Raw genomic sequence first — 17,546 nt, 5'->3', positions numbered from 1 at the left:
GCCCCTGTACGACGGGCCCGTACCCGGCGGCCCGTGGTGCTCCTGGCGCCGTGGTCCCTGTGGTCCTGGGGTCCTGGTGGTCCTGGTAGTCCCGGTGGCCCCGGTGGTTCCCGTAGCCCCGGTGGTTCCCGTGGTTCCCCTGGCCCCCGTGGTCCCCGGGGCGCCGGCCCGTCGCCCGCGGCGCCCGAAGCGGCGCCCGCGGCCCGCAGCACGGAACCGCGCGGCACGCCGACGCGGGGCCCGTACGCGGGTGCCTGACGCGCCGCCAGTTGTCAGTGGCGGCCGGTTTACTGGAGCCATGACCACGGCCCGGCACCTGGCGACCATCGACCTGCTGCGCAGCCGCCCCTTCCCCGGGCGCCGCGGCAGATCGGACGCGGGCGACAGCGGCCCCGGCTACCACGTCGCCGAACTCGCCACGAGCGGGGACTTCTGGGAGGACCGCGACCGGGCCGAGGAGGTGGCGGAGCAGTACGAGGCGGAGCGCGACGCCCTCGGGGCGTCCCTGAGCGCGCGGTGGGGGCAGCCGCAGGTGTTCAGCCTCTGGTCGGTGTTCGTGCGCGGTGAGGAGGGCGAGGAGCTGCCCGAACCGTGGGACGGACTCGCCGCCCACGTCCCCGACGTCCACCTGTGGCGGGCGGGGGACCGCTGGATAGCCCTCGGCGTCTCGCAGTGGGACCGGGAGCTGCCCTACCAGCTCCTCGCCGTCGTCACCGAGACGGATCCGCCGTAGCGGCGACGCGCAGCCGGGCGAACTCCTCCGCCATCGTCGCCGCCGTCCAGTGCGCGTTGAGGCCGCTGGGGTTGGGCAGCGCCCAGATCCGGGTGTCGCCGATCGTCCGCTCCTGCGGCCCGATCACTGCCTTGGGCTCCCCGAAGGCGGTGCGGTAGGCGGTGATGCCGACGACCGCCAGCCACCGGGGGCGCAGGCGCTGCACCTTCGCGGTGAGGATCCGGCCGCCCTCGCGGAACTCCTCGGCCGTCAGCTCGTCCGCGCGCGCCGTCGCCCGCGCCACGACGTTGGTGATGCCCAGCCCGTACTCAAGGAGTTCGCGCTCCTCGGCCGGCGCGAGCCGGCGCGGAGTGAACCCCGACAGGTGGAGCACGGGCCAGAAGCGGTTGCCGGGGCGGGCGAAGTGGTGGCCCGTCGCCGCCGACATCAGCCCCGGGTTGATGCCGCAGAACAGCACGGACAGACCGCCCGCGGCCACATCGGGGACGACGCGGTCACGGGCGGCCTGGAGTTCCTCAGGTGTCATACGGGTCGTGTGCCCCGGGTCAGAGGATCGCACCGGGGACGTAACCGGCGGCCTCCGGGTGCCGCTTGGCGATCTCCTCGATCCGGGCGACGACCGCGCCGACCTGGTCGGCGGCGGCGCCCGTGAACGACAGCTTGTCCGCCATCGCCGCGTCCAGCTGCGCGCGGTCCAGCGGGATGCGGTCGTCGGCGGCGAGCTTGTCGAGCAGTTCGTTGCGCTCGGCGCCCTGCTCGCGCATGGCCAGCGCCGACGCGACGGCGTTCTCCTTGATGGCCTCGTGCGCCACCTCGCGGCCCACGCCGGCGCGCACCGACGCCATCAGCACCTTGGTGGTGGCGAGGAACGGCAGGTACCGGTCGAGCTCCCGGGCGACGACCGCCGGGAAGGCGCCGAACTCGTCGAGCACGGTCAGGAACGTCTCCAGCAGCCCGTCGAGCGCGAAGAACGCGTCCGGCAGCGCGACCCGGCGCACCACCGAGCACGAGACGTCACCCTCGTTCCACTGGTCGCCCGCCAGCTCGCCGGTCATCGACGCGTAGCCGCGCAGGATGACCATGAGGCCGTTGACGCGCTCGCAGGAGCGGGTGTTCATCTTGTGCGGCATCGCGGAGGAGCCGACCTGACCCGGCTTGAAGCCCTCGGTCACCAGCTCGTGCCCGGCCATCAGCCGGATCGTCTTCGCCAGCGAGGACGGGGCGGCAGCCAGCTGCACCAGCGCGGTGACGACCTCGTAGTCCAGCGACCGGGGGTAGACCTGGCCGACGGAGGTGAAGGCGTGGGCGAAGCCCAGGTGCCCGGCGATCCGCTGCTCCAGCTCCGCCAGCTTCGCCGCGTCGCCGCCGAGCAGGTCCAGCATATCCTGGGCGGTGCCGACCGGCCCCTTGATGCCGCGCAGCGGGTAGCGGCCCAGCAGCTCCTCCAGCCGCGCGTACGCGGTGAGCAGCTCGTCCGCCGCGGTCGCGAAGCGCTTGCCGAGGGTCGTGGCCTGGGCGGCGACGTTGTGCGAGCGGCCCGCCATGACCAGCTCGCCGTGCTCGCCGGCCAGCCTGCCGAGCCGCGCCAGGACCGCCACCGTGCGGTCGCGCACCAGCTCCAGGGAGAGCCGGACCTGGAGCTGCTCGACGTTCTCCGTCAGGTCGCGGGACGTCATGCCCTTGTGGACGTGCTCGTGGCCCGCGAGGTCGTTGAACTCCTCGATCCGCGCCTTCACGTCGTGCCGCGTGACCTTCTCCCGCTCGGCGATCGACGCCAGGTCGACCTGGTCGAGGACGCGCTCGTAGTCGGCGAGGGCGGCGTCCGGGACCTCGATCCCGAGGTCCTTCTGGGCGCGCAGCACGGCGAGCCACAGCCGGCGCTCCAGCTTCACCTTCTGCTCGGGAGACCAGAGGACGGCGAGCTCGGCGGAGGCGTAGCGGCCGGCGAGGACATTGGGGATGCGGGGCTTTGCAGTCACGTGGACGGATTCTACTGGCGGTTCGTGCAGGCCGGCGCGCCGGCCCGGCTTGTGCCTTGCTACGAGATCCACACCACGGCCCGGCCGCGCCGCCCCGTCCACGCCGCGGCGCCCACCATCCCGTGCCCGCGCCCCCGCGCTGTCCGCGCCCACCGGCCGGGGCGGTCGGCTCCGCCGCCGGGCGGTCCTACGCCGTCGGCCCTTCGCACGGCACCGTCGGCCCCTCGAACGGCAGCAGCTCCGGGCGCTTCGCGGGCCGGCCGTCGCCGGACGAGCGGCCCGTCAGCCGCCGGGCGATCCACGGGCCCAGGTGCTGCCGCGCGAAGCGCAGGTCCGCGCGCCGGCGGTCCGCCCACGGGCCCGGCACGTCCGGGCCCAGCGGCGCCCGCCAGTCCTCCTCGGCGTCGAGGCCGAGGGCCTGCCACACCGCCTCGGCGACCCGGCGGTGGCCCTCCGCCGTCAGGTGCAGCCGGTCCACGTCCCACATCCGCGGGTCGCCCATGACGTACGCGCCGTACAGGTCCACCACCAGCGCGTCGTGCCGCGCGGCCAGGTCGTCGACGTGCTGGAACAGCTCCTCCATGCGCGGGCGGAACCGCTCCATGACCGGACCGCGGCGGCCGGGGCTGCGCATCAGCACCAGCCGCTTGCACGACGGCGCGAGCCGCTCGACCGCCTCCTCCAGCAGCCCCCGCACGCGGCCCATGTCGCACTTGGGGCGCAGGGTGTCGTTGAGCCCGCCGACGAGCGTGATCACGTCGGCCCCCATCGCGGCCGCCGGTCCCACCTGTTCGGCGAGGATCTGGCCGATCAGCTTCCCGCGGACCGCGAGGTTCGCGTAGCGGAACCCGGGCGTACGGGTGGCGAGCCGGGCGGCGAGGAGGTCCGCCCACCCCCGGTAGGAGCCGTCGGGCAGCAGGTCCGACATGCCCTCGGTGAAGCTGTCGCCCACCGCGACGAAACTCGTGTACGTAGCATTCATCTCCATGGCGGAGCGATCGTACCGTCCGGACGGTGCGGCGGCTCAGGCGGCCGGCCCGCCCACCAGCTCCCGCAGCACGTCCTCCATCGTGACCAGCCCCGCGAGCCGGCCGTCCTCGTCGAGGACGGCGGCCAGGTGCGTACGGCTGCGGCGCATCGCCGTCAGCACGTCGTCCAGCGGGGTCGCGGCCCGCACCCGGGCGATCGGCCGCATCGCCGCCACGGGGAAGGGCAGGTCCCGGGAGGTGACGTCCAGCGCGTCCTTCACGTGCAGGTAGCCCAGGATGCGGCGGGTGGCGTCCACGACGGGGAAGCGGGAGAAGCCGGTGCGCGCGGCGAGCCCCTCCACCTCCTCCGGCGTGGCGCCCAGCCGGACGTAGACGACCCGCTCCAACGGCATGACCACGTCCCGCACCGGGCGCCTGCCCAGCTCCAGGGCGTCGTGCAGCCGCTCGGCGGCGCGGTCGTCCAGCAGGCCCGCGTCACCCGCGTCCGTCACCATGCGGGCCAGCTCGTCGTCCGAGAACGTCGCCTCGACCTCGTCCTTCGGCTCCACGCGCATCAGCCGCAGCAGCGCGTTGGCGGACGCGTTCACCGTGAAGATCACCGGGCGCAGCGCCCGCGCCGCCGCCACCAGGGGCGGGCCGAGGAGCAGCGCCGTGCGCACCGGTTCGGCGAGCGCGACGTTCTTCGGCACCATCTCGCCGAGCAGCATGTGGAGGTACGTGGCGACCGCCAGGGCGATCACGAACGAGATCGGGTGCACGAGGCCGTGCGGCACGCCCACCGCCTCGAACACCGGCTCCAGCAGGTGCGCGATGGCCGGTTCGGCGACGATGCCGAGGACCAGCGTGGAGAGCGTGATGCCCAGCTGGGCCGCCGCGAGCAGCGCCGAGACGTGCTCCAACCCCCACAGGACGCTGCGCGCCCGGCGGTCGCCGGCCTCCGCCCGCGGCTCGATCTGGCTGCGGCGGACGGAGATCAGGGCGAACTCGGCCCCCACGAAGAAGGCGTTCAGCACCAGGGTGAGCAGCCCCACCAGCAACTGGACCGCGATCATCGTCCCGCCCTCCCGCCGGTGCGGCCGGCGCTCCGCGCGCCGTCCCGAGGAGCCCCGCCCTCCTCACGCTCCCGGCCGCCGTCGCCACCGCCGTCGCCGTCGCCACCGTCCTCGGCGGCCGGGGCGTGCAGCAGGACGCGCGCAGCCCGGTGCCCCGAGGCGTCGACCACGTCCAGCAGCCAGCCGGCGACGACGACGGCGTCGCCGACCTCCGGGATGCGGCCGAGCTCCGTGGCCACCAGCCCGGCCAGCGTCTCGTACGGGCCCTCCGGCGCGTTCAGCCCGAGGGAGCGGAGCTGGTCGGTGCGGACGGCGCCGTCGGCGGACCACAGCGCGCGCCCTTCGGCGTCGTCGCCCGCCCGCAGCAGCCCGGGCATCTCGTGCGGATCGTGCTCGTCGCGCACCTCGCCGACGACCTCCTCCACGATGTCCTCCATCGTCACCACGCCCGCCGTGCCGCCGTACTCGTCGATGACGACGGCCATGGTGGCCCTGCCGTACATGCGGTCGAGCAGCCGGTCCACGGTGAGGCTCTCCGGCACCAGCACCGGTTCCCGCAGCAGCTCCACCACCGGAGTCCACGGGCGCCGCTCGGCGGGCACGGCGAGGACGTCCTTGATGTGGGCGGTGCCGATGACGGTGTCGAGGCCGCCGCGGTACACGGGGAAGCGGGACAGGCCGGTCGCGCGGGTCGCGTTGGCGACGTCCTCGGCGGTCGCCCGCGCCTCCAGGGCGATGACCTGGACGCGGGGCGTCATGACGTTCTCGGCGGTGAGTTCGGCGAGGTTCAGCGTGCGGACGAACAGCTCGGCGGTGTCCGGCTCCAGGGCTCCCTCGCGCGCGGAGTGGCGGGCCAGGGCGACCAGCTCCTGCGGGCTGCGGGCCGAGGCCAGCTCCTCCGCCGGCTCCATGCCCAGCCGGCGCACGATGCGGTTCGCGGTGTTGTTGAGATGGCTGATCAGAGGCTTGAAGGCGGCGCTGAAGACCCGCTGCGGGGTGGCCACCACCTTGGCGACCGCGAGGGGGAAGGAGATGGCCCAGTTCTTCGGCACCAGCTCGCCGACCACCATCAGCACGACCGTCGACAGGGCCGTACCGATGACCAGCGCCAGGGACGAGGCCACCGACGGCGACGCGCCGAGGCCGCGGATCGGGCCGCTGATCAGACGGGCCACGGACGGCTCGGCGAGCATGCCGACGACCAGGTTGGTCACCGTGATGCCCAGTTGGGCGCCGGAGAGCTGGAAGGTCAGCGACCGCACGGCCCGCAGCGCCCCGGCGGCGCCGCGCTCACCGCGCTCCACCGCCTCCTCCAGCGTGCCCCGCTCCACCGTCGTCAGCGAGAACTCCGCCGCGACGAACGCCCCGCACGCGAGCGCGAGCAGCAGCGCCAGGAGCAGCAGCAGTACTTCCGTCATCGGTTCACCTCCGTCCCATGATCGCCCAGAGGGCGGATCCCCGCGACGCCGGCCGCGGCCACTGGGAGCGTCGCCCGTGCGCGCGGGTTCACACCCCTCCGCGCGGCGGTCGGGCGGTGCGCCCGTCCCGGTACGGCCGCGTCCGGCACCCCGGGGCGCCGGTCAGGGGGCGAGCGGCTTGACCCAGCGGCTCCACTCCGGCTGGGGCGCGTACCCGGCCGTCCGCCAGGCGTGGTGGGCGGTGCCGTTGCGGTCCAGCACCATGGCGTCGGAGCGGCGGCCGCCCAGCCGGGCGAAGCGATCCTCAGCGGCGGCGATCAGCGCCGTCCCGACGCCCCGCCGGCGGCGCTCCGGGTGGACGGCGAGCCGGTACAGGTGGCACCGCCAGCCGTCGAACCCGGCGATGACGGTCCCCAGGAGCACGCCGCCGGCGTCCTCGGCCAGCAGCAGCGCCTCGGGGTCGCGGGCGACCAGCCGCTCGACGCCCTCCCGGTCGTCGCTGATGCTCGTGCCCTCGGCGGCCGTCTTCCAGAAGGCGAGGACGGCGTCCAGGTCGGCGGGGGCGGCGGGACGCACCCGCAGGTCACCCGCGCCGCCCGCGCTGCCCGTGTCGTACGCGCCACCCGTGCCGTACGCGCTGTCCGTGGTGTGGGGGGAGGGAGGTGGGGGAGTGTCGTGCTTCCGGAGATCGCTCACCTGTGACATCCCATCACCGGCCACCCGGCCGGGGCGAAGGGATTTCGGCGCCGGCGGAGAGCGGCGGAGGGGCCGGCCCTTGCCAGTGCTAGCGCCATCGCGCTAGCGTGGTGGGGTGGCGAAAACTCAGCTGAACGTACGGGTGGACGAGGCGACGGCCGAGGCCGCCCGCCGCAGGGCGCAGCAGCGGGGGGTCAGTGTGAACCGGTACATCGAGGAGCTCGTCCAGCGTGACGTGGGCGAGGCGGGCCGCACCTTCGTGGACGCGGCGGCCGACTTCATGAAGCAGTACGAGTCGGTGTTCGCCGACGAGTTCCGCGGCGACCCGTCGCTCGGCCCCGCCCCCCGGCCGGAGGGCGGTCGGTGAGGTCGTCCGCGCGCGCATGAACCTCTCCATCGACCTCGCCTGGCTGTTGATGGTCGCCGAGCAGAAGGCCCCGGGCGACCCCCAGGTCGTCGACTGGGGCGCCCTCGTGGCCGCCGTCGGCCGGCACGACGCGGAGATCTTCGGCATCCCCGTCTACGACGACCCGCACGTCCGGGCCGCCGCACTCCTCCAACTGCTGCTGCACGTACCGGCGCTGGAGCACTCCAACGCGCTGTTCGCGTCGGCGGTCGCCTACGGCTACCTCGTCGCGTCGGGCCTGCGCGTGACGACGTCACCGGAACGGGTCAGGGACCTCGCGCGGATCGTCAAGGGCAGGGGTGCCGACATCCGCGACATCGCGGCGGAACTGGAGCGCTGGACCCTCTGACCGGCCGTCACCGGGCCGGGTACGACCTCACCCCGGCCCACGGCCGTGAGTACGCCGGGCCCGCGGCTGAGTACGCCACCGGATGTCCCCGCCCCCGCCCGGCCGGTCGAATGGCCCCATGACCCGCGCACCAGTCCGCCGCCCCGCACCCGGGCAGCTCGTCACGCTCGGCACGGCCCTCGCCGGAGCGCTGCTGCCGCTCGCCCTCGGCGTCCTGTTCGCCAAGGCGATGGCCGCCGACCCCATGGCCCCGGTCAACGCCCTCATCACCAACGGCGGCCGCGCCCGGCTCACCCCGGCGCACCTGCGCGGCCGCGCCCGCGGCCGGTTCAGGCGCCACCCGAGGCGGGCGGCCGACGCGCCACACCCAGCACGCACGGCGACGACGGCAGCGCAACGCCCCGCTCCGGCAGACGCAGCCGCCGGAACGCGACGATCTCGAATCCTGCCGCGGCGATCGCGCCCAACGGGTCCCGCGCCGTGTGACAGCCGCCGAACAGCCGAGGCCACAGCGTGAGGTCCAGCCCGCGCTGCACCATCGGCACCACCCGGCCCCGCGCGCGGCCGTGCTCGAAGAACCGCAGCTCGCCGCCGGGTCTGAGGACCCGCCACACCTCGGCGAGCGACCGCCGCACGTCCCGCACGCTGCACAGCACCAGCGAGGCCACCGCCGCGTCGAACGCCTCGCCCTCCACCGGCAGGGCCTCCGCCACCCCGGGCACCACGTCCACGGGCACCCCGGCGCGCAGCCCCGCCTCGACGGCGAGCCGCCGCAGCACCCGCTCCGGTTCGACCGCGACGACCTCGGAGACGGCGGCGGGGTAGTGCGCGAAGTTCAGCCCGTTGCCGGCGCCGATCTCGACGACCCGGCCCGACAGCCCGTCCAGCAGCTCCCGGCGCAGCGGCCCCACCCCGGCGCCCGTCTCGGCCCGCACGCTGAGTCGGGCGTAGCAGCGGGCGAACAGCGGGTGGGCCACGGCGTCCCCGCCGGTCCTCGTACGGCGCTCCGACATCACGGTTCCTCCTCCGGCAGCGTGCCCACCACCACCCGCGCGTCGCGACGGGCGCGGCCCCGACCGGTTCCGCGTGCTCGATCCCGCTCCCGCGGCCCGGTCGGGCCGGTCAGCCGCTCACGAAGCAGAACTCGTTGCCCTCGGGGTCCCGCAGGACCTGGAAGCAGCCGTGCTCGTCCTGCACGAGCCCGCCGACCCGCTCGGCGCCCCGTGCCACCGCGGCCTCGGCGGCCGCGGCCACCTCCCCCGCCTCCAGGTCGAGGTGGAGCCGGTTCTTCACCGCCTTGCCCTCGGGCACCCGCTGGAACGCCAGCCGCGCGAACTCCGGCGGGTCGACGTAGGACCAGTCCGCCGACCGGTCCACCGGCTCCCCGCCGAGCAGCCCGGCCCAGAACCGCACCTGCGCGGCCGGGTCCGCGCAGTCGAAGACGATCTCGCTCACAGTCGCACGCATACGGCCCAGCGTAGGCGCCCCGCGCCGTGCGCGGGGCGCCCACGCCGGGGCGTCGGTCAGGCGTGCGCGGCCCGGGTGAACGCCGCCGCGTCCCAGTCGCCGCCCAGCGCCGGCGCCAGCCACGTCGGCGCGGCGGCGCGGAACGACGCGGGTGCCAGCGCCCCGGCGCCCCGCGGGACCACGCCCAGCAGGGGGGCGCCCGCCGCGGTCGGCAGGTCGGCCAGGTTGCACCGCTCGGCCAGACCGGGCGCCTCGGGCCAACTGCCCACCACCACCCCCGTCTGGGTGATGCCCCGCGCCCGCAGCGCCTCCCCGGTCAGGGCCGCCAGGTTCAGCGTGCCGAGCCCGGCGGCGGCCACGACCAGCACGGGCGCGCCCAGCAGCCGCGCCGCGTCCGCCAGGGTGGCGCCCTCCCCGTCGTACCGGACCAGCAGCCCGCCGGCGCCCTCGACGAGTACGAGGTCGTGCCGCGCGGCCAGCTCCTCGGCGGCCTCGGCGACGGCCGCCGGGCGCACCGGCGGCATGCCGGCGCGCCGTGCCGCGGTCTCCGGGGCCAGCGGCTCGGGGAACCGGGCCAGCTCCCGGCCCGTCACCCCGTCGCCGACCAGCCGTACGACCTCGTCCGCGTCGCCCGGCTCGCCCGGCGCGACGCCCGTCTGGGCGGGCTTCAGCACGGCCACCGTACGGCCCGCCGCCCGCGCCGCCGCGGCGACGGCGGCCGTCACCACCGTCTTGCCGATCTCCGTACCGGTACCGCTCACCACGAGGACCGGCATGTCACCCCTCCCTCGCGGCGGCGACGACCGCGCCGCAGATCCGTGCCACGTCGTCGTCGCCCGTGACGTACGGCGGCATCACGTACACCAGGTCGCGGAAGGGCCGCAGCCACACGCCCTCCCGCACGGCCGCGGCGGTGGCGGCGGCCACGTCCACCGGGTGGTCGAGCTGGACCACGCCGATCGCCCCGAGCACCCGCACGTCCCGGACGCCCGGCACCTCCCGCGCGGGGGCGAGCCCCTCGACCAGCCCGGCCTCGATGCGCCCGACCTCCCTCTCCCAGTCCTGACCCAGCAGCAGGTCGATCGAGGCGCACGCCACCGCCGAGGCCAGCGGGTTCCCCATGAACGTCGGGCCGTGCGCCAGCACCGGCACGTCGCCGCGCGAGATGCCCCGCGCCACCCGCGGGGTGCACAGGGTGGCCGCCATCGACAGGTATCCGCCGGTGAGCGCCTTGCCCAGGCACATCACGTCCGGCGCCACCCCCGCGTGCCCGGCCGCGAACAGCCGGCCCGTGCGGCCGAAGCCCGTCGCGATCTCGTCGAACACCAGCAGCACGTCGTGCTCGTCGCACGCCTCGCGCAGGTCCCGCAGGTAGTCGGGGGAGTGGAAGCGCATCCCGCCCGCGCCCTGCACCACCGGCTCGACGATCACCGCGGCCACCTCGTCGGCGTGCTTGGCCACCAGGGCGCGCAGCTCCCGCGCGTACCCCTCGTCGTACGCGACCGGGGGCGGCGGGGCGAACACCTGCCGCTGCAGCACCCCCGACCACAGGTCGTGCATGCCGCCCTCGGGGTCGCACACCGACATCGGCTGCCAGGTGTCCCCGTGGTAGCCGCCCCGCCAGGTCAGCAGCCGCCGCTTGGCGGGGCGGCCGGTCGACCGCCAGTACTGCAGGCACATCTTCACGGCGACCTCGACGGAGACCGAGCCGGAGTCGCTGAGGAAGACGTGCCGCAGCGGCTCGGGGGTGATCTCCACCAGGCGGGCGGCGAGGCGGACGGCCGGCTCGTGCGTGAGCCCGCCGAACATCACATGGCTCATCCGGTCGAGCTGGCCGCGCACGGCCTCGTTGAGGACCGGGTGGTTGTAGCCGTGCACCGCCGACCACCACGACGACATGCCGTCTACCAGCTCCGAGCGCCCCTGCGCCGGCTCGGCGAGCCGCAGCCGCACCCCGGACGCCGACTCGACCACCAGCGGGTCCTCGCGGCCGGGCATGGGGCCGTACGGGTGCCAGACGTGCTCCCGGTCCAGGGCGAGCAGCTCGCCCGGGGTGCGGCGGGGCTCAGGCATTGGGCGCGAGGTCCGTGCCGGCGCCGCGGCGGCGCACCGCCACCAGGTCGGGGCGTGCCGCCGTCGCGGCCTCGTCCCCACCGGCCGTGCCGTTCGTGCCGTCGGCCGCGGCGTCCCCGGTGACGGCTGCGGCGCCGACCGTCTCCGGGCCCGTGGCCGCGGACCCGCACACGCCGCCGGCGTCGTCCGAGCCGCAGCCGCCGCCCGTGCCGCAGCCACGCGCCGCCGCGTCCGCGCGGTGCTCGGGCAGCGTCGTCGTCTCCGCGCCCTCCACCTCGAACCCCGCGTCGGCGATCATCTCCAGGTCCGACGCGCCGGCCTGGCCCTCGCTGGTCAGGTAGTCGCCGAGGAAGATCGAGTTGGCCAGGTGCAGGGCGAGCGGCTGGAGCGTGCGCAGGTGCACCTCGCGCCCTCCGGCGAGCCGGACCTCGACGTCCGGGCAGACGAAGCGGACCATCGCCAGGATGCGAAGCGCCCGCTGCGGGGTGAGGTTCCACTCCTTGGCGAGCGGCGTCCCCTCGAAGGGGATGAGGAAGTTCACCGGCACCGAGTCCGGGTCCAGCTCCCGCAGCGCGAAGACCACGTCGACCAGGTCCTCGTCGCTCTCGCCCATGCCCGCGATCAGGCCCGAGCACGCCGACAGGCCCGCGGCGTGCGCCTTGCGCACCGTGTCGACCCGGTCCGCGTAGGTGTGGGTGGTGGTGATCTCGCCGTACGTGCCCTCGGAGGTGTTGAGGTTGTGGTTGTACGCGTCGGCGCCCGCCGTCCGCAGCCGCTCCGCCTGGCCGTCGGAGAGCAGGCCGAGGCACGCGCACACCTCGACGTCCTCGTTCTCCTCCTTGATGGCCGCGATCGTCTTCGACACCCGGTCCACGTCCCGGTCCGTCGGCCCCCGGCCGCTGGCGACGAGGCAGACGCGCTTGGCGCCGCCCGCGATGCCCGCGGCGGCGGCCTTCGACGCGTCCTCCGGCTTCAGCCACGTGTACTTGAGGATGTCCGCCTTCGACCCGAGCCGCTGCGAGCAGTACGAGCAGTCCTCGGGGCACAGCCCGGACTTCAGGTTGACCAGGTAGTTGAGCTTCACCCGCCGCCCGAACCAGTGGCGCCGCACCTTCCCGGCCGCGGCCACCACGTCCAGCAGCTCGTCGTCGGAGGTCGCCAGCACGGCGAGCGCCTCTCCACGGGTCGGCAGCTCCCGCCGCAGCCCCTTGTCCACCAGCGTGTTCAACAGGTCCATGGCGCTGATCCTGGCCTACGGCACACCCCGCGGCCAAGGAGGAAGCCGACAACGGAGCCGGTCTGGGGTGTGTGGATGACCACACTCTGACCACGGCCGTTCTTCGTTAGGGTCTGTGCGCTGCCTACAAAGGGGACCCACTCATGCCGATGGACGCGCCCGGTGACGCCGCCGTGCCCCAGGCCCCGTTCGACTGGACCGGCGCCGAGGCCCGCCGCCGGGCCGACGCCGGGCTCGTCCGCACGCTGCGCCCCCGTGCCGCCGAGGCGGACGCCCTCGACCTCGCGGGCAACGACTACCTCGGGCTGACCCGCCACCCGGACGTCACCGAAGCCGCCGCGCGGGCCGCCCGCCGCTGGGGTGCCGGGGCGACCGGCTCGCGCCTCGTCACCGGATCGACCGAGCTGCACGCCGCCCTGGAGCGGGAGCTGGCGGCGTTCTGCGGCTTCGAGGCGGCGCTCGTCTTCTCCTCCGGGTACGCCGCCAACCTCGCCGCGCTCACCGCGCTCACCGCGCGCGGTTCGCTCCTCGTCTCCGACGCCGGCAACCACGCCTCGATCGTCGACGGCTGCCGCCTCTCCCGCGCCGACACCGAGGTCGTCCCGCACGCCGACCCCGACGCCGTGCGCAAGACCCTGGCGGCCCACCCGGGACGGCGGGCGCTCGTGGTCAGTGACTCGGTCTTCTCCGTCGACGGCGACGCCGCCCCGCTCACCGCCCTCGCCGCCGCCTGCCGGGCGCACGGCGCCGCCCTCGTCGTGGACGACGCCCACGGCCTGGGCGTCCTGGGCGCGGGCGGACGCGGCGCCCCGCACGCCGCGGGCCTCGCGGGCGCACCCGACGTGGTCGCCACGGTCACCCTCTCCAAGTCCCTGGGCAGCCAGGGCGGCGCCGTCCTCGGCCCGGCGCGGGTCGTCGACCACCTGGTGAACTCCGCCCGGACCTTCATCTTCGACACCGGCCTCGCCCCGGCCGCCGCGGGCGCCGCCCTCGCGGGGCTGCGCCTGCTGCGCGACCGGCCCGGGCTCGCCGACCGGGTCCGCGCGGTGGCGGCGGCCCTCCACGGGCGGCTCACCGCCGCGGGCCTGTCGGCGGTACGGCCGGACGCCGCGGTCGTGTCGGTACGGGCGCCCTCGGCCGCCGCGGCCGTGCGCTGGGCCGCGGACTGCCGCGCCGAGGGGCTGGCGGTCGGCTGCTTCCGGCCGCCGTCCGTACCGGACGGGGTGTCGCGGCTGCGGCTCACGGCCCGCGCTGACCTGACGGACGATCAGATCGCCTCGGCGGTGGCCACGGTGGTGCGGACCGCGCCGGTCGGCGCGGTGCGGCCCGGTTGACCGCCCGTCAACCGCGCCGACCGGCCGGTTGCGCCCCGTCCGATCCGCTCTCCCGTCGCAGAGTTCACCGCATCGAGCGACAGATATCTCCCTATCCCGGTGGATCCCTCCCCCGGGGGCGACAGGAGTGGCAGTCTGGCGCGAAGCGCAATCCGGGGCCGTCCGGCCTGACCTCCACGACCTGTCGGAGTCGGGCCCCGGTGGGAAAGGGACAGCGTCGCCATGGCAGACCACCAAGAAGCGTCCGTCACTCTGCCGAGCGATCCCGCCTCGGTCTCCGCGGCCCGGAGGTACGTGTCCGACGTGCTCGCCCAGTGGGGCCTCCCCGACGGCGCCGACGCCGCGGACACCGTCCGGCTGATCGTCTCCGAACTCGCCACCAACGCCGTGCAGCACACCTTCGGGCTGTCGCCCACCTTCACCGTCGACCTCCGCCTCGACCGTGACGAGCGGCTGCGCATCGGTGTGACGGACAGCCACCCGCGCTGGCCGCAGCGGCTCCCGGCGGCCGTCCAGCAGGACAACGGCCGGGGGATGGTCATCATCCGCTGGCTGACCGCCGAGTGCGGCGGACGCCTGTCGGTCACGCCGACCGACGAGGGCGGCAAGACGGTCTGGATCGCCCTGCCCTGGACGGCCGCCGTCCAGGGCTGATCCCGAGCGGCCCGCGCCCGCCCCGGTCGCGCCCCACGGCCCGCGGTGCGGGGGCGCCGGCCCGGCGTCGCCGGGTCCCCGCACCGCGGGTCACGCGGTGCCCGTGCCGTGGCGGGTCGTCAGCGCACGCGGCCGTAGGAGACCGAACCCGACCAGATCCGGTCGAGCTTCACCCACGAACCGGTCTTGGGGGAGTGCCAGATCTTGTTCGACCCGGCGTAGATGCCGACGTGGTACACGCCGCCGCGGCCGTGGAAGAAGACCAGGTCGCCCTTGCGCCGCTCCGAACGCCCGACGCGCCGCGTCTTGTTGTACTGGGCCTGCGCGGTGCGGGGCAGCTTCTTCCCGGCCCGCTTGTACGAGTAGAGCGTCAGCCCGGAGCAGTCGAAGCGGTGCGGGCCGCTCGCCCCGTACTGGTAGGGGGCGCCCCGCTTGGACTGGGCGACCTTCAGCGCCTTGCCGGCGGCGGCCGGAGCGGCGTGCGCGTCGGGCGCCGCGCCGGGCGCGAGCATCGTGCCGCCGACCGCGGCCAGGGTGAGGGCCGACAGCGCCCGGGCCATCCGGGCGGGCAGCGGGTGGGTGGGGGAGGGGGCCGGGGAGGACTGCCCGACCGGAGCGGGTGCGATGTCGTCGGAGGGCCGGACCGGGACCTGATTCTGCGCGGACAATGCAGTACCCTTCGTCAACCCGCCTGTGAAGGATTGCCTGTCGGGTTCGGACAGGACGAAGATGCCCGGCCGCTGACGCGGCTTCACCCCAAGGGGGACCGGCCCGCACCACGTGCGGTGGCCTCCCCGTACTGCTCGGGTCCTCCACTCCTGCCGATCCACTGGTGTCGACCAGGCGTCCGGACGGCGGCAGGACTCGGCGTCCACCCGGACCGCCCCGCCGGGGTGGCGGGGGCTTGTCGTCGAGACGGATCTTTCCCGCCGGCTGCCGGATTCCCGAGGTCCGACGGGTCTGTGTGAGCCTCGTCACGACTGATCCGATCGGGTGGACACGGCCCGTCCCGCGCCCGCCGGTGGCGCGCTGCCGACCCCCGCACCTGCGGTGGAAGGCCCGCCGGCCGAGCGCCACGTACACGCGGTCCGCAACTCGTCCGGGACGAAGTTCGTCCCTTTGCCTCAGCCGAACGGCCGAGGGGCCTTCCTCCGTGCGGGTCCGAAACCGGTCACCCGCAACGATCGTGAGGCAGCGTCACGTGTGCGGTGCGCCGCTCACCGTCCGGCGCACGCAGCGCACGCCCCAGGGTCCGCGCGTGCACCTCGGCCCCGCTCCTGCCGTGCCTCGGCGTCAGTGCCGCGCGCAGCGCCTCCGCCCCCGCGACCAGCGCCCGGGCGGCCCGCAGTGCGCCGTAGGTGTGTGTGGCGCGGGCGGGGTCGGGGCGTCGCGGCTGGTCGACGGCGTCGAGGCAGGCGTCCGGGTGGGCGCCTTCGCGGGTGAGCGCCGGCCGGGGCGGGGGCTCCGGAGGGCGCGCGGCCGGCTCCGGCGGCCGGGGGCGACATGGTCCACCAGGCCGTGCGCCCGTGCGCCGGTCGCGTCGAGTACCGGCTCCCGGTCGAGGTCCGCCTCGACGCGGTCGCGGCCGGTGTGCCGTACCGGCAGCCCGGGGAGGAACTCCCGCTGCCTCGGCACCTCGTGGGCGGGGGCCTCCAGGTCCGAGGGGCGGCCCCGCAGGGGCTCGTCGAGTGCCGGCTGCCGTCAGGACGACCCGGGTGCCGGGGAGCGCCGCACGCTTGCCCGGCGCACCGGCGGCGAGCGGCAGCGCGGCCGTGGACGCGGCCTGGCCGACGTAAGTCGTGGCCACGTCGCAGGCGATGACCCGCATGGCGTCGTGGATCGCGGTCATCGCGTCGAACGGGCCGCCGACCCCTGGTCGCGCTCGTCTCCGCCGCCGACATCCGAAGACTTCAGGCGGACCGGGACTACGTGCCTGCTCGGCCGCCGGCTCGGTGGTGGAGTTCGGGAACGCGCCGCCCGCTCCCGGCGGACACCGCCGCCTCGGCATCGCGGCGGAGCACCGGTCCCGCGGCGGCTGACCCGCTCTCCGCCGCGCGCACACGAAGGCCGCGCGCCCCCGCCCGGTGGGCGAAGGGCGCGCGGCCGTCCACGCCCGGGGTCAGCCGACGGGTGCCGGCTCCTGCGTAGGCGTACCGGGCGCCGGGCGTCCGGCCGGGGCGCGGCGGGCGCCCAGGAAGACCAGCGCCAGCCCGAGCAGCGCCCACACCACCAGCGTGGCCAGCGGCGCGGCGGCCCCGGCCCCGTCGAAGAACGCCACGGAGCGCAGCAGGGACGCGCCCGCCCCCGGGGGCAGCAGCTGGCCCAGCGTGCCCACCGGCTCGGGCAGCATCTCCGGCGCGCTGGTCACCCCGGAGAAGGGGTTGCCCAGCAGCACCATCAGGACGGCGCCGATCCCGATGCCGGGCGGGCCGATCAGCGCCGCGAACCCGGCCACCGCCGCACCCGTGGCCAGGACGGTCAGCCCGATCACGCCGGCCTCGGCCAACCAGGGCCCGTCGACCGTGCCGAGCCAGGTGTCGGTGATGGCGGCCGCGACCAGGCCCACCAGGGCGGACGCGCCGACCAGGGCGACCGCGCCCCGCCGGCCCCGCAGCCCCAGCAGGGTCACCACCGCGCCGGCCGCGAGACCGGCCAGGGCGAGCGGGAGGATGCTCGCGATCATGCCGCTGCCGCGGGGGTCACCGCTGGGGGACGGCACCACGTCGGTGACCTTCACCCGGCCGTCCGGGCTCTGGGCGGCGGCCGCCTGCTGGAGCAGCTGCGCGACGGCGGGGCCGGCGGCCGACGCCACGAGCACCTCGGGGCCGGCCGGGCCCGCGACCACCGCGCCGTACACGGAGCGGTCCTCGATCGCGGAGCGGGCGGCGTCGGCGTCGGCGTCGGCGTAGCGGTGCAGTTCGAACCCGCCGCCGGCCTGCCGGAACCCCTTCTCCAGCTGCGTGACGGCGGACTCCGGGCCGGCCAGGCCGACGGGGAGGTCGCGGGGGGCGACGCGTGCGGCGGGCCAGACGAACGCCCAGACGGCGAGCGCGGCGAACACCGGGACGAGCACCATCGCCGCGGTCATGCGGCGCTGGGGCGTGGCGGACATGGGGAGCCTCCAGGGCGATAGCCAGCAAAAAGAAGGATCGTTCGTTT

The 17,546-nt window shown here is 75.6% G+C and carries 19 protein-coding genes, 1 pseudogene and 1 riboswitch; of the genes and pseudogenes, 5 read left to right on the top strand and 15 right to left on the bottom strand.

The genetic code is table 11. The features are described from left to right. Positions 1-298: 298 nt before the first annotated feature. Entirely contained in the window at positions 299-733 is a 435-nt protein-coding gene (locus LPA54_RS18590) for a hypothetical protein (protein WP_228979140.1), read from the top strand. Here LPA54_RS18590 and mug read toward each other — a convergent pair. From mug to LPA54_RS18560, 6 genes are all read right to left on the bottom strand, one after another. Further along, positions 711-1,259 carry a G/U mismatch-specific DNA glycosylase gene (gene mug, locus LPA54_RS18585; RefSeq protein ID WP_228979138.1) on the bottom strand — a complete coding sequence of 183 codons (549 nt, stop codon included), beginning with the start codon at positions 1,257-1,259 and terminating at the stop codon, positions 711-713. The genes LPA54_RS18590 and mug overlap by 23 nt on opposite strands. Positions 1,260-1,278: 19 nt before the next feature. Next, a complete protein-coding gene (gene purB, locus LPA54_RS18580) occupies positions 1,279-2,712 on the bottom strand; it encodes an adenylosuccinate lyase (protein WP_228979137.1) in 1,434 nt (477 codons plus the stop codon). A gap of 187 nt (positions 2,713-2,899) precedes the next feature. Next, entirely contained in the window at positions 2,900-3,700 is an 801-nt protein-coding gene (locus LPA54_RS18575; RefSeq protein WP_228979136.1) for an SGNH/GDSL hydrolase family protein, read from the bottom strand. A 36-nt stretch (positions 3,701-3,736) separates the two neighbouring features. Further along, on the bottom strand, positions 3,737-4,753 hold the full coding sequence (locus tag LPA54_RS18570) for a hemolysin family protein (protein WP_228979135.1): 1,017 nt from the start codon (positions 4,751-4,753) through the stop codon (positions 3,737-3,739). Then, entirely contained in the window at positions 4,750-6,171 is a 1,422-nt protein-coding gene (locus LPA54_RS18565) for a hemolysin family protein (RefSeq protein WP_228979134.1), read from the bottom strand. Before LPA54_RS18565 ends, LPA54_RS18570 begins: the two co-directional genes overlap by 4 nt. Positions 6,172-6,333: 162 nt before the next feature. Then, complete coding sequence (locus tag LPA54_RS18560) at positions 6,334-6,753, bottom strand: GNAT family N-acetyltransferase (protein ID WP_228979174.1); 420 nt, start codon at positions 6,751-6,753, stop codon at positions 6,334-6,336. Positions 6,754-6,982: 229 nt separating this feature from the next. Here LPA54_RS18560 and LPA54_RS18555 point away from each other — a divergent pair, with 229 nt between their 5' ends. Both LPA54_RS18555 and LPA54_RS18550 read left to right on the top strand, forming a co-directional pair. Beyond that, complete coding sequence (locus LPA54_RS18555; protein WP_228979133.1) at positions 6,983-7,234, top strand: toxin-antitoxin system HicB family antitoxin; 252 nt, start codon at positions 6,983-6,985, stop codon at positions 7,232-7,234. A gap of 16 nt (positions 7,235-7,250) precedes the next feature. Continuing rightward, positions 7,251-7,622, top strand: a complete 372-nt coding sequence (locus LPA54_RS18550; RefSeq protein ID WP_228979129.1) for a fic family toxin-antitoxin system, toxin component — start codon at positions 7,251-7,253, stop codon at positions 7,620-7,622. A gap of 329 nt (positions 7,623-7,951) precedes the next feature. Here LPA54_RS18550 and LPA54_RS18540 read toward each other — a convergent pair whose 3' ends face one another. The 5 genes from LPA54_RS18540 to bioB form a co-directional block, all read right to left on the bottom strand. Then, positions 7,952-8,635, bottom strand: coding sequence for a class I SAM-dependent methyltransferase (locus LPA54_RS18540; RefSeq protein WP_228979127.1), 684 nt, complete (start codon positions 8,633-8,635; stop codon positions 7,952-7,954). Positions 8,636-8,744: 109 nt separating this feature from the next. Beyond that, a complete protein-coding gene (locus LPA54_RS18535; RefSeq protein WP_228979125.1) occupies positions 8,745-9,089 on the bottom strand; it encodes a VOC family protein in 345 nt (114 codons plus the stop codon). A gap of 56 nt (positions 9,090-9,145) precedes the next feature. Further along, positions 9,146-9,865 (bottom strand): dethiobiotin synthase, encoded by a 720-nt coding sequence (gene bioD, locus LPA54_RS18530; RefSeq protein WP_228979124.1) that lies wholly within the window; start codon positions 9,863-9,865, stop codon positions 9,146-9,148. A 1-nt stretch (position 9,866) separates the two neighbouring features. Next, positions 9,867-11,162 carry an adenosylmethionine--8-amino-7-oxononanoate transaminase gene (locus LPA54_RS18525; protein ID WP_228979122.1) on the bottom strand — a complete coding sequence of 432 codons (1,296 nt, stop codon included), beginning with the start codon at positions 11,160-11,162 and terminating at the stop codon, positions 9,867-9,869. Further along, positions 11,155-12,399: a biotin synthase BioB gene (gene bioB, locus LPA54_RS18520; RefSeq protein WP_228979115.1), complete on the bottom strand. Its 1,245-nt coding sequence runs from the start codon at positions 12,397-12,399 to the stop codon at positions 11,155-11,157. The genes LPA54_RS18525 and bioB overlap by 8 nt, the downstream gene beginning before the upstream one ends. Before the next feature lie 143 nt (positions 12,400-12,542). Between bioB and LPA54_RS18515 the strand changes: the two genes are divergently transcribed. Continuing rightward, on the top strand, positions 12,543-13,733 hold the full coding sequence (locus tag LPA54_RS18515) for an aminotransferase class I/II-fold pyridoxal phosphate-dependent enzyme (protein WP_228979114.1): 1,191 nt from the start codon (positions 12,543-12,545) through the stop codon (positions 13,731-13,733). A 222-nt stretch (positions 13,734-13,955) separates the two neighbouring features. Next, a complete protein-coding gene (locus tag LPA54_RS18510; RefSeq protein ID WP_228979111.1) occupies positions 13,956-14,387 on the top strand; it encodes an ATP-binding protein in 432 nt (143 codons plus the stop codon). A 119-nt stretch (positions 14,388-14,506) separates the two neighbouring features. Here LPA54_RS18510 and LPA54_RS18505 read toward each other — a convergent pair whose 3' ends face one another. The 4 genes and pseudogenes from LPA54_RS18505 to LPA54_RS18495 all read right to left on the bottom strand — a co-directional run bounded on the left by LPA54_RS18505 (position 14,507) and on the right by LPA54_RS18495 (position 17,499). Further along, positions 14,507-14,947 carry a C40 family peptidase gene (locus LPA54_RS18505; RefSeq protein WP_228979172.1) on the bottom strand — a complete coding sequence of 147 codons (441 nt, stop codon included), beginning with the start codon at positions 14,945-14,947 and terminating at the stop codon, positions 14,507-14,509. 111 nt (positions 14,948-15,058) lie between these two features. Continuing rightward, positions 15,059-15,238, bottom strand: a riboswitch (cyclic di-AMP (ydaO/yuaA leader). Positions 15,239-15,680: 442 nt separating this feature from the next. Then, entirely contained in the window at positions 15,681-16,022 is a 342-nt protein-coding gene (locus LPA54_RS42665) for a hypothetical protein (protein ID WP_308112873.1), read from the bottom strand. A 124-nt stretch (positions 16,023-16,146) separates the two neighbouring features. Continuing rightward, positions 16,147-16,215: pseudogene (locus tag LPA54_RS42350) on the bottom strand (ATP-dependent Clp protease proteolytic subunit); the annotation flags it as partial. Between the two features lie 291 nt (positions 16,216-16,506). Continuing rightward, the gene (locus LPA54_RS18495) at positions 16,507-17,499 is read right to left on the bottom strand and encodes an ABC transporter permease (RefSeq protein ID WP_228979108.1); all 993 of its coding nucleotides are present in this window, start codon (positions 17,497-17,499) and stop codon (positions 16,507-16,509) included. Positions 17,500-17,546: the final 47 nt, after the last annotated feature.

The organism is Streptomyces sp. DH12, from assembly GCF_020873895.1.
GTDB lineage: Bacteria > Actinomycetota > Actinomycetes > Streptomycetales > Streptomycetaceae > Streptomyces.
The sequence above is the reverse complement of the archived record's forward strand: the minus strand, read 5'-3'. Positions and strand labels throughout refer to the sequence as shown.

Excerpts from the sequence above, each read along its gene's own strand:
- LPA54_RS18565 (WP_228979134.1), bottom strand. The coding sequence starts at position 6,171 with ATGACGGAAGTACTGCTGCTGCTCCTGGCGCTGCTGCTCGCGCTCGCG.
- LPA54_RS18535 (WP_228979125.1), bottom strand. The coding sequence starts at position 9,089 with ATGCGTGCGACTGTGAGCGAGATCGTCTTCGACTGCGCGGACCCGGCC.
- LPA54_RS18590 (WP_228979140.1), top strand. The coding sequence starts at position 299 with ATGACCACGGCCCGGCACCTGGCGACCATCGACCTGCTGCGCAGCCGC.
- LPA54_RS18525 (WP_228979122.1), bottom strand. The coding sequence starts at position 11,162 with ATGCCTGAGCCCCGCCGCACCCCGGGCGAGCTGCTCGCCCTGGACCGG.
- LPA54_RS18575 (WP_228979136.1), bottom strand. The coding sequence starts at position 3,700 with ATGGAGATGAATGCTACGTACACGAGTTTCGTCGCGGTGGGCGACAGC.
- LPA54_RS18540 (WP_228979127.1), bottom strand. The coding sequence starts at position 8,635 with ATGTCGGAGCGCCGTACGAGGACCGGCGGGGACGCCGTGGCCCACCCG.
- LPA54_RS18515 (WP_228979114.1), top strand. The coding sequence starts at position 12,543 with ATGCCGATGGACGCGCCCGGTGACGCCGCCGTGCCCCAGGCCCCGTTC.
- LPA54_RS18495 (WP_228979108.1), bottom strand. The coding sequence starts at position 17,499 with ATGTCCGCCACGCCCCAGCGCCGCATGACCGCGGCGATGGTGCTCGTC.
- mug (WP_228979138.1), bottom strand. The coding sequence starts at position 1,259 with ATGACACCTGAGGAACTCCAGGCCGCCCGTGACCGCGTCGTCCCCGAT.
- bioD (WP_228979124.1), bottom strand. The coding sequence starts at position 9,865 with ATGCCGGTCCTCGTGGTGAGCGGTACCGGTACGGAGATCGGCAAGACG.
- LPA54_RS18550 (WP_228979129.1), top strand. The coding sequence starts at position 7,251 with ATGAACCTCTCCATCGACCTCGCCTGGCTGTTGATGGTCGCCGAGCAG.
- LPA54_RS18505 (WP_228979172.1), bottom strand. The coding sequence starts at position 14,947 with ATGGCCCGGGCGCTGTCGGCCCTCACCCTGGCCGCGGTCGGCGGCACG.
- bioB (WP_228979115.1), bottom strand. The coding sequence starts at position 12,399 with ATGGACCTGTTGAACACGCTGGTGGACAAGGGGCTGCGGCGGGAGCTG.
- LPA54_RS18570 (WP_228979135.1), bottom strand. The coding sequence starts at position 4,753 with ATGATCGCGGTCCAGTTGCTGGTGGGGCTGCTCACCCTGGTGCTGAAC.
- LPA54_RS18510 (WP_228979111.1), top strand. The coding sequence starts at position 13,956 with ATGGCAGACCACCAAGAAGCGTCCGTCACTCTGCCGAGCGATCCCGCC.